At 42.6% G+C, this 12,377-nt stretch carries 13 protein-coding genes and 1 pseudogene; 8 read left to right on the forward strand and 6 right to left on the reverse strand.

The features are described from left to right. The 4 genes and pseudogenes from FTV31_RS06955 to trpC form a co-directional block, all read left to right on the forward strand. Positions 1 to 108 (forward strand): annotated as a pseudogene (locus tag FTV31_RS06955) (IS5/IS1182 family transposase); the annotation flags it as partial. Positions 109 to 338: 230 nt separating this feature from the next. Continuing rightward, entirely contained in the window at positions 339 to 923 is a 585-nt protein-coding gene (locus FTV31_RS06960) for an aminodeoxychorismate/anthranilate synthase component II (protein WP_004782771.1), read from the forward strand. Between the two features lie 17 nt (positions 924 to 940). Continuing rightward, positions 941 to 1,987: an anthranilate phosphoribosyltransferase gene (gene trpD / locus FTV31_RS06965; RefSeq protein WP_034590018.1), complete on the forward strand. Its 1,047-nt coding sequence runs from the start codon at positions 941 to 943 to the stop codon at positions 1,985 to 1,987. A gap of 20 nt (positions 1,988 to 2,007) precedes the next feature. Further along, on the forward strand, positions 2,008 to 2,814 hold the full coding sequence (gene trpC / locus FTV31_RS06970; RefSeq protein WP_180013876.1) for an indole-3-glycerol phosphate synthase TrpC: 807 nt from the start codon (positions 2,008 to 2,010) through the stop codon (positions 2,812 to 2,814). Positions 2,815 to 2,881: 67 nt separating this feature from the next. Here the strand turns inward: trpC and FTV31_RS06975 are convergent, their stop codons facing one another. Continuing rightward, positions 2,882 to 3,322 carry a GFA family protein gene (locus tag FTV31_RS06975; RefSeq protein ID WP_159124403.1) on the reverse strand — a complete coding sequence of 147 codons (441 nt, stop codon included), beginning with the start codon at positions 3,320 to 3,322 and terminating at the stop codon, positions 2,882 to 2,884. A 252-nt stretch (positions 3,323 to 3,574) separates the two neighbouring features. Here FTV31_RS06975 and FTV31_RS06980 point away from each other — a divergent pair, with 252 nt between their 5' ends. The 4 genes from FTV31_RS06980 to FTV31_RS06995 all read left to right on the forward strand — a co-directional run bounded on the left by FTV31_RS06980 (position 3,575) and on the right by FTV31_RS06995 (position 6,146). Next, positions 3,575 to 4,258: a Smr/MutS family protein gene (locus FTV31_RS06980; RefSeq protein ID WP_180013878.1), complete on the forward strand. Its 684-nt coding sequence runs from the start codon at positions 3,575 to 3,577 to the stop codon at positions 4,256 to 4,258. Between the two features lie 93 nt (positions 4,259 to 4,351). Next, a complete protein-coding gene (gene folE / locus FTV31_RS06985) occupies positions 4,352 to 4,900 on the forward strand; it encodes a GTP cyclohydrolase I FolE (protein ID WP_171064799.1) in 549 nt (182 codons plus the stop codon). Positions 4,901 to 4,964: 64 nt separating this feature from the next. Then, a complete protein-coding gene (locus tag FTV31_RS06990) occupies positions 4,965 to 5,324 on the forward strand; it encodes a cupin domain-containing protein (RefSeq protein WP_180013880.1) in 360 nt (119 codons plus the stop codon). Positions 5,325 to 5,591: 267 nt separating this feature from the next. Next, positions 5,592 to 6,146, forward strand: coding sequence for a DUF4385 domain-containing protein (locus FTV31_RS06995; RefSeq protein ID WP_180013882.1), 555 nt, complete (start codon positions 5,592 to 5,594; stop codon positions 6,144 to 6,146). Here FTV31_RS06995 and FTV31_RS07000 read toward each other — a convergent pair. From FTV31_RS07000 to hemE, 5 genes are all read right to left on the reverse strand, one after another. Beyond that, positions 6,143 to 7,540 (reverse strand): diguanylate cyclase, encoded by a 1,398-nt coding sequence (locus tag FTV31_RS07000; RefSeq protein WP_180013884.1) that lies wholly within the window; start codon positions 7,538 to 7,540, stop codon positions 6,143 to 6,145. The genes FTV31_RS06995 and FTV31_RS07000 overlap by 4 nt on opposite strands. Before the next feature lie 204 nt (positions 7,541 to 7,744). Further along, entirely contained in the window at positions 7,745 to 9,631 is a 1,887-nt protein-coding gene (locus FTV31_RS07005; RefSeq protein WP_180013886.1) for a DUF4105 domain-containing protein, read from the reverse strand. 73 nt (positions 9,632 to 9,704) lie between these two features. Then, on the reverse strand, positions 9,705 to 10,175 hold the full coding sequence (locus FTV31_RS07010; RefSeq protein ID WP_004782788.1) for a DUF3015 family protein: 471 nt from the start codon (positions 10,173 to 10,175) through the stop codon (positions 9,705 to 9,707). A gap of 143 nt (positions 10,176 to 10,318) precedes the next feature. Further along, positions 10,319 to 11,122: a DUF817 family protein gene (locus tag FTV31_RS07015; RefSeq protein WP_180013888.1), complete on the reverse strand. Its 804-nt coding sequence runs from the start codon at positions 11,120 to 11,122 to the stop codon at positions 10,319 to 10,321. Positions 11,123 to 11,132: 10 nt separating this feature from the next. Continuing rightward, entirely contained in the window at positions 11,133 to 12,203 is a 1,071-nt protein-coding gene (hemE, locus tag FTV31_RS07020) for a uroporphyrinogen decarboxylase (RefSeq protein WP_179992059.1), read from the reverse strand. Positions 12,204 to 12,377: the final 174 nt, after the last annotated feature.

The raw sequence follows: 12,377 nt of genomic DNA on the forward strand, positions 1-12,377 counted from the left end.
AAAACCTTCAAAATCCTTGCTGAGCGTTATCGAAATAGAGGTAAAAGGCTTGGTTTGAGATTCAATTTAATCGCTGGAATCTACAACTTGGAACTGAGCAAAAAATGATTTATGAAAGAGGTCTATTTAAAAGGCTGGGAGGTACTCACCCGGCTGAAAATTGAAAAATTATTGCGCCCGATGTGGCTATTTTTTGCTATGATGAGGCGTGCTTTATTTTCACACAATGAAATCAACGATTTAGTCGTGTATTCCCTAGACTTGCAACAAGTCCCGATAAAGCTCAATCTGGATCACTTTAGCACAGTTAAGTGCAATAATTTCAATAGGTTAAGCTCATGCTTCTAATGATCGACAACTATGACTCCTTTACTTATAACATCGTCCAGTATTTTGGCGAACTGAATCAAGAAGTAAAAGTAGTCCGCAATGATGCCGTGACATTGGAGGATATTGAGCGATGGCAACCTAAGTATCTGGTGATTGGTCCTGGTCCATGTTCGCCAAGTGAAGCGGGAATTTCGATTCCTGCCATTCAGCATTTTGGCGGTAAGATTCCCCTGCTCGGTGTTTGTCTGGGGCATCAAAGTATTGGTCAGGCTTTTGGCGGCGATATTATTCGTGCCAAACGCGTCATGCATGGTCGCTTGTCTGATATGTATCACAGCGACAAAGGCATTTTTAGCAACCTGCCGAATCCTTTCTCTGCAACGCGTTACCACTCGCTGGTGATTGATCAGGCCACTTTACCAGAATGCCTGGAAGTGACCTGCTGGACCAATGAAGAAGATGGCTCTATGGAAGAAATCATGGGGATTAAACATAAGACACTACCGATTGAAGGTGTGCAGTTCCATCCGGAATCAATCCTGAGCCAGCATGGTCATCAGATCTTTAAAAACTTTCTTGAAATTTACGCATAATGGGCAAAACGCAAGTCATGAATATTCAACAAGCTTTAAGTAATATTACTAAAAACATTCACCTGACTCAGGAACAAATGGAAGACGTGATGCGTACCATCATGTCTGGCGAAGCAACCGATGCTCAGATCGGTGCTCTACTCATGGGTCTACGCCTGAAAGGCGAAAGTATTGACGAGATTACCGCTGCAGCACGTGTCATGCGTGAACTAGCAACCAAAATCGATGTCAGTGATGTTCCTCATCTAGTGGATATCGTCGGTACAGGCGGTGATGGACAAAACCTGTTTAACGTATCTACCGCTTCAGCTTTTGTAATTGCAGCAGCTGGTGCAACCATTGCCAAGCATGGTAACCGCGGTGTTTCCACCAAATCAGGCTCTTCTGACCTGCTGGAACAGGCAGGCATTAATCTTGATTTGAATATGCAGCAAACCGAACGCTGTATCCGTGATATCGGTGTGGGCTTCCTATTCGCACCGAATCATCACAAAGCCATGAAATATGCGATTGGTCCACGTAAAGAGCTGGGTATTCGCAGTATTTTCAACCTGCTCGGCCCGCTTACGAATCCGGCCGGTGTAAAACGTTTGGTCATCGGGGTATTTTCCAATGAACTTTGCCGCCCGATTGCAGAAGTCATGAAACAGCTCGGTGCTGAACATGTGATGGTCGTACATTCACGTGATGGCTTAGATGAAATCAGTCTGGCTTCTTCTACCCATGTGGCTGAGCTGAAAAACGGTGAAATCACTGAATGGGAAATCATTCCTGAACAGGTCGATATTGAATCGCAAACCTTAACTGGTTTAATTATTGAAAGTTCAGCAGAAAGTCTGGCTCTGATTAAAGATGCCTTAGGCAAGAAGAAATCTGAGATCGGTCATAAGGCTGCCAATATGATTGCCCTAAATGCCGGTGCTGGTATTTATGTATCAGGCCTGACTTCAAGCTATAAGCAAGGTGTGGCATTGGCACACGATATTATTTATGGTGGCCAGGCACTGGAAAAAATGAGCGTGCTGTCTGAATTCACCAAAACCATCAAACAATATGAAGCTTAATACGGTCAGGAATTTGAATCATGGTTGATATTGCAAATACAATTTTGGGTAAAATTGTTGATCGTAAGAAAGAAGAGTTCGCTCTTCGTTTGAAGCAGAAAAGCTATAAGGATATAGAAGAGTTAGCTCAAGGCGCGACACCTGTACGTGGTTTTGCTCAATCTTTAATGTCTAAACGTCCGGGTGTAATCGCTGAAATTAAAAAGGCTTCTCCGTCCAAAGGCGTGATTCGTGAAAACTTCAATCCTGCAGAAATTGCGGCGCAATATCAGGATGCCGGCGCTGCCTGTTTATCTGTACTGACTGATGTGGATTTTTTTCAGGGTGCTGATGAAAATATTCAGATCGCCCGTTCGCACTGTGACTTGCCTGCGTTGCGTAAAGACTTCCTGATCGATCCTTATGGCGTGATTGAAGCGCGTGCACTACATGCAGACTGTATCTTGCTGATCGTGGCCTGTCTGTCTGATCAGCAGTTAGAGGAAATGTCTAAAACCGCATTTGAGCATAATCTGGATGTACTGGTTGAAGTGCATGATGAAGAAGAATTAGGACGTGCTTTAAAACTTTCTGATCGTTGTCTGCTGGGTGTGAACAACCGTAATTTAAAAACTTTTGATGTCGACCTGAATACATCACTACGTTTAAAAAGATTACTGGATCCTTCACGCCTGCTGGTCACTGAAAGCGGTATCGCAACCCCTGCTGATGTTGCGATGATGCAGGAACATGATATTCATGCTTTCCTGGTCGGTGAAAGTTTCATGAAACAGCCACGCCCAGATCATGCTTTCCTTGATTTATTCGGTGAGCCTGAATCGGTTTAAAATATTAAGTATAAAAAAAGCCCCATCTAGCATGGGGCTTTTTTTTATTTCTATTAACCAAATTCATTTAATACTGAGTTGAATGATCAAAATAAGAGATTAATTTTTCAAATTCTGGCAGTTCAGAATAGGACTCATCCGCCTTGATTTCATCTGCCCAATCCACCTTCGAGTTCAGACAAAAACTCAGTCTGTGCTGAATTTTGGGTGCTTGATCCAGAAGCCCTAAAGGAATCCAGATCAATGCAATTGTACCTACCTGATTCGGTACAGGCGAGCCACAGTGTTGACAAAAATGAGAACGAAATCCGGTCTCTTTTTGATAGCAGGAAATTGAAGTCTGTTCTGAGGTCCATTCAAAATATTGCTGATGAACTAAAGTTGCTGCATTTGCGGCCGTACCACTCTGTTTACGACATAAACTGCAGTGACAATGATACATGGCCTGAATATTCGTATTTACTTTGAACTGGACATCGCCACACAAACAACTGCCTGAATAACTCATTTTTTTATTTTCCAGGTTTGATTGATTTATATTTAAAGAGAGATGTTCCATCGAGGCAACTGTTAAGATGATAAAAGGAGAATATTCATGAATTATTTTCTATTTAAAGTTCATCAAGCTATACAATCTTAGAAAACTATTGAGAAATTAATGCTGGGTTTGGGATATGTTGTATTTAGTGCAATTCATTTCTCCTTTCAGTCATTTAAGACTATAATTTACCAAATTCAGTATCTCCCCCGTTTCCAGATTATGAGCAAACACGATTCTTCGCTTTCTAAAGATCAGTACAATTTACTCAAAGATCTTAAAAAGCAAATTAGTCATCCTCAGCCTAAGGCTGAACCTGTTGCCCCTGTCGTGAAAACAGCGGAGCAGGAACAGGCGGAAGGTCTCGATCTATTTCGCAAGCAAATGCAAGGCGTACAAAAAATTAATGCCGGCAATATCGCGAAAATTGAAAAATCTCCCAAGAAAAAAATTGATGCACAAACTTTGGCCAAGCGTGCTGCTGCCGAAGGTCCCATGCATACCGATGAAACCGTGTTGTCTGATACACAAGCCATGCTCAATCCGGTTGGCAGTCAGGCGAGCTTAAGCTACCGCATTGCGACCTTGCAGCATAAGGTTTTTGAAGATTTAAAAGCAGGCAATCTGCGCTGGTTTGAAGCTGTCGACCTGCATGGTTGTACGGTCGAAGAAGCACGTCAGGCTGTGCTTCAGATTATCCAGATCGCCAAAGATGAAAACCAGAACGTGATCAAGATCGTACATGGCAAAGGGCCAGAAGCGATTTTAAAAACTTATGTCAACGGCTGGCTACGTCAGCACCGTGATGTTCTGGCCTTTGTCAGTGCTCCTGAAAAACAGGGTGGCACTGGTGCAGTTTTAGTTTTGCTAAAACGTGCAGAAAAAAATCCAAAGTTTAAACAGTAAGCGGATTTACCCCCAAAACAAGGCATTGTAAAAGATTTCTGCTACAATGCCGTCCTTGTTCATTCTCAGTTTAAGTGAATACGTCATATGACTATGCAGCAATCTTACGCAAACATTCTTACTGCCGTTGGTGAAGATCTCAATCGCCCTGGTCTCAAAGATACGCCCGTGCGTGCTGCGAAAGCGTTTTCGTATTTAACCTCAGGTTATAGCCAGACTCTGGAAGAAGTGACCAATAGTGCGGTTTTTCCATCAGATAACCGTGAAATGGTTTTGGTGAAAAATATCGAATTCTATTCACTTTGCGAACATCATTTATTGCCATTTTATGGCCGTGTACATATCGCCTATTTACCTGAAGGCAAAGTATTGGGGCTGTCTAAATTTGCCCGTATTACTGAAATGTTTGCCCGTCGTTTGCAGATTCAGGAAAATCTGACCCAGCAAATCGCAGAAGCGGTTGCTGAAGTCACCAATGCACGTGGTGTGGCTGTGATGATTGATTCAGCACATATGTGTATGATGATGCGTGGTGTTGGCAAACAGGAATCGACTACGCGTACGGTGTCATTTATCGGTGACTTTAAAACCGATAAAGAAGTCCGCCGTGAGTTTTTAGGTGCTGTACCAGAAAGTTATTAATATAGATTCATACATGAAAGCCTCAATTAATATTGGGGCTTTTTTACACGATGAGGTTATGAAAATGTCATCTATTTGGATTGCGGGTCAAGGTTTAGGCCAGGCTGAAGAAAGTATCGATTATCCACGTCCAGACCGGCTGGTTAAAGGTAATCCTAAACGCCTGACCCAGAGTGCCTATCAACATCCCAATATGGATTGCGGAATCTGGCAATGTGAAGTGGGTGCCTGGAATATTGTATTTGCCGAGAATAAACAGGAATTCTTTCAGGTAATCAAGGGGATCGTCCGTTTACATGATGCTCAGGGACAATCCTTTGTTGAAATCAAGGCAGGTGAAGCCGGCATTATTCCACCCGGTTTTGTTGGCACTTTTGAAGTGGTTGAAGCCGTTAAAAAATATTATGTCATGGTAGAAAGTTAAAACATAAGTACGAATTTCATATCTTTATTAGTTAAGGAATTTTGCGATCAATTCCTTAACTTTTCTACGTATTCACTCAATTTCCTAAAATTTTATCCCTACATTCTTTTCAAAAAGTTGTCTCATTAACTTAACTTCCCTAGTTTTAAAAATAAACAAATTGATGCTGCATAATTAATTTCCTGACTACATTTCCTGCCATGTTTAAATACAGACCTTTTATTTAGAAGGCTGCATGATCCAAGTATATAACTTCTGGAAACAGCTATGAGTAAAAAGCAGCCTGATCCGCCTAAACGCCCTTCACGTGTTCATTCAAACAGTTTTGACTATAGTCTGGATTTTAAGAAAATTGATTTCCGTAAACGTCCAGACTTATACCGGATCGGACGCGGTGAGCAAGGCGTGCTTTTAGTGGAACCTTATAAGTCGGAAATCCTGCCTCACTGGCGTTTTGCAGATGCGGAAAAAGCCCAAGCCAGTAGTGAAAAAATTTATACCCTGTTTCTGGAATATTTAAAACAGGAAGATTTTGTCGGGGCCGATATGGCACGCAAGTTTTTACAAATGGGTTATACCCGCGCCCGACGTTATGCCAATCATAAAGGCGGTAAAAAATATGATGGGCCAGTTCCAGATGATAAAAAGGGTTTAAGTGGTGCGCATGGGCGTGAAGAATTGCCGCGCAGTTCTGAAGATCCGGTTAAAGCTGCTGCAGCGAAAATATTTAAACAAAAATGGGATAAAGCCAAAGTCCATCCCGAATATGTGCGGCAGAAACAGCAATTTCAGGCTGCAATTCAGCAGCAAATTTCAAATTAGACAGATGCTTTTTGTGCGCCCTGAATTTGAGAAGGCTGCGCTAGATAGACCCGGTTACGCCCTGTATTTTTAGCCATATACAGTGCAGCATCTGCGGCATCCAGGAATCTTTGGTAATCCGGATGACCATCAAATAACGCACAGCCAATACTAACTGTGAGTCTGAATTGCTGTCCTTGAGCCGTACTGATCAAGCCATGCTCTACATATTTACGGATATTTTCAGCAATATTTAGTGCACGTCTTTCATCGGAATCCACCAGCAGCAGCAGGAATTCTTCCCCACCGACACGGAATGCATAGTCACTGCCTTGAATGTATTTCTGTAAGGCATCAGCAATAAATTTTAAGGCCAGATCTCCGGCTGCATGACCATATTTATCATTAATGGCTTTGAAGAAATCGGCATCAATCGCTAGCAAGGATAATGGTGTCTGGTTATCACGAGAGAAGTTGATTTCACGCGAAATAATGGTATTTAAATAACGGCGATTCAATAACTGGGTTAGAGAGTCATTTCCAGATTCGATGTAATCTGCTACCTGGAATAATTGATCGACCAGGTGCTGTATTTCACGGTTTAAGTCACGAATACTTTGAATCAGATTCAGCATCTGATCTTTTTCAGTACATTCCAGCACTGCCTGATTTAGCGTATCAATCTGATAAATTCGCTCGATAATTAAATCGACCTGATCGGAACCGGTAAAGGCATAAGACGCCTTATGAATAAACCATAAGCCAAATTCTGACTTGGACAGCATTTGATGTCTAATGCCTGTAGTTCCAGAAAAGACCTTGAACATCAGCTCATTTTCCCAATCCAGCAATGAACTGCGCTGTTTATCTTTTTGTACCGCGACATCCTGCATTGCAGAAAATACCCGGTAACTGTGCTTCATTTCCTGATTCTGAACTGACTTCGCCTCATAGGAACGACACATAATTTCTGTGGCAAATCCCATGATTTGTACAATATAGCTACAGGTAGTAAGCATGTGCGGCTGCGGATTTAAACTCAGCAATTCAAACATTTTGCGCTGAATTTCTCGTACACCGCGCATAATCAGCCAGGATGGAATCCCGACCCGCGCATGCACATGTCCAACGATATTCTGTTTTTGCACGGCCTCTGCATAACGCTTATTCAGCGCCACACTAAAACTTTCTGAAAGCCATTGATGTAAAGTATCTCGTAAACGCTGCTGAATCAGCTCATCAGTAAAATATTGAGATGCTTCTTCTTCCAGAAGCATATTTTTATAGAATTCTTCTACCAGTACCAAAGAGTGGTCTTGAATAAACTGAAATGCGTGTAGCAAATCATCCGATGAATAATTTTGACAGATCAGCTTCCACTGCTCCGCCAGCATAGCCATACACTCATTATTCATATAACTTTTCCCGATACTTTGCGATTAGCAGTGATATTATGTGATAAATACAACAATATTCAGGCATTTTAACCCCATTATTGAATACAATCTTTGATAATATCGGTAGAAGTCTCCGAACATGAATTTATTTTAAACATTCAAATACAAGTCATTTGATCTATAAACTTCATTTACTCAATATTCGAGGTTATGTTAGCCAAATTAAAAATAATGGACTAAACCCAAACTCCATTTATCCCAGTCTTTCGATTCCTGTTGCTGATATTCCCAGCCCGCCCGAATGGCATTTTGTGCATTCCATGCATATTGCAACTGGCTTTTCAACTTCAGTTGCCACTGATGAGAATCTTCCCAATATGGCAGTTCGACCTGTACCAGACTATTGATCTGATCCGTCCAGATATTCTGGCAACCCACTGTTGGCCCCATACCGATACGCCATCCTTTGTCTAGCGCTTTTCCGGCCTGTACATGATTTTGTAGCTGCACATAGCAGAGATGTTCACGTGCTTCATTTGCCCAGCTATAGCCACCCTGAACCTGGAAATTGGCTACACCATGCTGCTGCTCGGTACTAAACTGGCCATGCTGATCCAGTGCTTCCTGTTTCCAGCCTAAATTAAAGCCCCAAGATAACGGCGCTTTAAATGCATTGATCGGGTTATAGGAATTCACTGTAAGTAGATCCAGGTGCTCCAGCTTCACGCGGTCATCACGGTACTGCAATGCACCATCCAAGAATAATAATTGGGTTCCAGTACGCAGCCCACCTTGCGGATCCATGAGGTCGTGATAAGCCTGACGATGACCGAGCTGCACAAAAGTCTCACCTTGTACTTGCCCAGTTTCAAGAACGATATTTCGGGCATGATGGCTTTGAACCGGATCTATTTTTGGACGCTCTGGCTGCTGACGCTGTTTGTCTATCGCCAACTGACTTCTTAAGCCCAATAATTTGCGAAAGCGCGGCTGGGCAAAAGATTCATCTACTTCTTGGCGAAGAAAATCCAGATATAAATGGTCGTAGGCCATTTCCAGAATCTTGGCCTGATCTTCAACCGGATAATGTTGCAGCATGGCTTCCATTTCAGAGGTTTCTACATACGCTACCTGATGCGCAGTTTTTGCCAAGGACTTTCCATGTTGCCGGGCTTGAGCCAGCAATTGAGTTTCCAGTGCCGGACGGTAAATTTTCTTCCTGATTAGTCCCTGCTGTTCCACAACTTTTAAAGTTTCGACCGGAATCGCGGCGGTATCGAATTGCTGCTGCAAGTTCAGTTCAGGACGTACCAGATCAAAAAGCCCTAATAGACGATAGGCACAGTTATCATTAATGAAATAATAAGGAAAACTTACCTGCTGCATTTCCCAGAGATGCTTCACCAGAAATCCGGTTTCTTCAGGCGTCAGATTAAGTTCATATTCCCATAAATCACGGCTTTCAAAGTCACCATATTCCTTGACTTTGCGGTAATACGGCATCAAGGAATATTCCCCCGGATATTGGCCGGTCAGTCCTTTCCAGGCAAAGGACCAGTTATCATTGCTGTCGACTGTGGCAGCATAATTGACCGCATAAGAAACCAGATTCAGTTGCTGCTGGTCTTTGGGATCCAGACGCAGCAAAGTATGACCAAACATGGAGCTGGGATTGCCCATATAATCGGTGGCATAAATCAGGGTCGCCTGATAAGGCTTGACTTCATTCATCCAGCGCTCAAAATCCGGACAACTCGCTTCAGGCAGTTGCTGTTCAGAAATATTCAGCTGTTGCATTAACCACTGACTACGTGCCGGGAATTTACATCGTACAGACTGATTGGGTTCTGCGGGCTCAAACAATGCCTGTATATTTTGCTCTAATTCAAGTTGCAGGTCTGTCTTGCCCTGCTTTGCCAGGAAATAACCAGGATAGCTGACTTCACTTTTTCCTTCAGCATTGGCATACATCAAACGCTTCCAGGTCGCAGTCTGGTGCAATTTTTTTTGTGTGGCTTGTTCTAGATAAGCTTGAATATCTGGAGAAATTTCGGATGCAAAACTTAGGGGACTCCACAGCAAGGCTGAGAGCAAAAAAGCATATTTCATTCAGTCAACGGTTCTTTTCAGTTTTTATTTATAAGAAAACCCTGCCAGGACAGCAGGGTTTTTACAGCGATACTTAGATATAAGCTTTTAATACTTCATCTTTAGCCATGACTGTTTGTAGAGTACTTAACACTTGTAAAGTATTCTGGTTTTCTTCTGAATAGATTTCAGAGAAATTCTGCTTAGATACAGTGAAGAAACGCGCTTTGTCTTCTGCCTTGATATTTAGCAGTTCAGCCAGTACATTCAGGCTTTCACCTTCACCTACGGCCATATCACGTGCCAATGCCTCAGCATTTTCATTGGTAAAAGTCACAACTTGAGCCGTTACTGTACCGCCCTGGCTACATCCTAAAGTACCGAAAGTAATACCTAGCCACTGGTTAGTAAACAGCACGTTTGTTGTACCTGCAAGCAGCTTAGGAATAATGCCTGACTGGCCTGCCCATACCTGACTACCAATACCACAACCTACATCTCTATCCGCCATCGCCATACCAGAACCCGTTGCCAATACCACAGCGAGCATAATCTTTTTTAACATACTTATTCTCCGGTTATTCTCATGCATCTTTTGTTATTACGCTAATGATGTAATCTTCATTACACATTCAGGAGAGTAGCGGGAAGTCTAATTTGGCGCAATGAAAAAAATGTCCAATTTACATAAAGATAAACAGAATAATTTTACCGGGTTTTTAGGCTCCAGTTACCTTGAGAATTACGCTGTCCTAGAATCTTTAATACCAGCACCAGACTGAGCAATAAAAGTAAATACCAGGAACCGAGCTTGCCCCAACCGACCATGTGCCATTTTTCTACCTGGCTTGGATATAGCCAGATCTGATAAAAGGTACTGATGTTCTCAGCCACCCAGATAATGAAAGCCAAAATCAACAGGACAGGTAACATCGGCAGCTGAAAAGCATGCTGATTCAACTGAAACCGGATTCTGGTTTTCCAGAACATCACTACACTCCAGACAAATAACAGCAAACGATAGTCGGGAATGAAGAATTTACTCATAAAGTTGATGTAGGACAGTACTGCCAAAGCCAGCATATGGCTAAAGCGCGGCAATTTTTCAAATGAGACTTGATATAAGCGTAAGGAACGTGCAAAAAAACTGCCGACAGCCGAATACATAAAGCCGGCAAATAAAGGCACAGTCAGTATTTTAAAAATTGCAGGTTGTGGATATTGCCAGGATGCAATTGCCGGATGGGTCAGGAAAATTTCCATGACCATCGCCATGATATGGAACAAGGCAATTACTTTGGCTTCGGCCCAGGATTCCAGTTTAGTATAGAGCAATACCACCTGAATCAGTAAAGCGAAAAATAATAGATAGTCATAGCGGTAGAAACCATAAAAAAGTTCACTACCCATTGATGCGGTTTGTGCAAAAGCAAACAGGAGCAGAATCCCAAATAAGGCAGCCGAAGCTGCCTTATAGGTAAATTCAAACCCTGATTTAAAAAAGTCGATCAAGGCTTACATCCTAAAGATATTTAGCGCTGTACTCATGTACGGTATCAATAAATACTTTAGGATTGGCTGGATCCACCCACTGGGTAATGCCATGACCTAAGTTGGCTACATAACCGGTTTTTTCACCGTTGGCATAGGCATCATCCAGCATCAACTTGGTCGCTTTAGCAATCGCGTCCGGAGTGCCATATAAAGTTGCCGGATCCAGGTTGCCTTGTAGCGCAGCACGACCTGCAACAGTCTGGCGTGCAACATTGAGCGGCGTGGTCCAGTCCAGACCAAAAGCATCTGCACCGGTCGCGACCATAGGCTCTAGCCATTGGCCACCACCTTTGGTAAACAGAATCACTGGAATCTTGCGGCCATCTTTTTCACGTTGCAAACCTGCCACAATTTTCTGCATATAATTGAGTGAAAATTCAATATATTCACGATGCGCAAGTGCACCGCCCCAACTATCGAAAATCTGCACTGCCTGAGCACCGGCATCGATCTGGGCATTCAGATATTCAGTCACAGCATCTGCTAAACGTTCTAATAAAGCATGCAGAACTTCTGGCTGTGCGTACATCATGTTTTTAGTGAAGCGGAAATCTTTACTCGAACCCCCTTCAACCATATACGTCGCCAAGGTCCACGGGCTGCCGGAGAAGCCGATCAATGGTACTTGCCCCCCCAAAGCCGAACGAATAGTCGATACTGCATTCATTACATAATCAAGGTCAGACTTGGCATTAAATTTGGGTAAATTAGCCACATCCTGTTCAGTCCGCACAGTTTTGTGGAATTTCGGACCTTCACCTGCTTCAAAATAAAGACCCAGACCTAAAGCATCTGGTACAGTCAGAATGTCAGAAAATAAAATGGCTGCATCCAGCTCATAACGGCGTAAAGGCTGCAAAGTCACTTCACAGGCAAATTCAGTATTTTTGCAAAGAGAAAGGAAATCCCCTGCTTTGGCACGTGTTTCTCGATATTCTGGTAAATAACGGCCTGCCTGACGCATCATCCATACAGGGGTAGTATCTACAGGTTCACGTAACAATGCGCGCAGAAAACGATCATTTTTTAAGGTCGTCATTCACTTTCCTATCTATCTTTGATATTGCTCACATCATAACAAAATGACTGCATTTTGAATAACTTCTCATGACTTTAAAAACCGATCATGTTAAGTGATCAAATGTGAGGAATTACACAAAAGAACTACTGCATCTCCACATTTTTTCTGTAATACTTATAGTGTTTTTTCACA

The organism is Acinetobacter sp. YH16031 (assembly GCF_013417335.1).
GTDB lineage: Bacteria > Pseudomonadota > Gammaproteobacteria > Pseudomonadales > Moraxellaceae > Acinetobacter.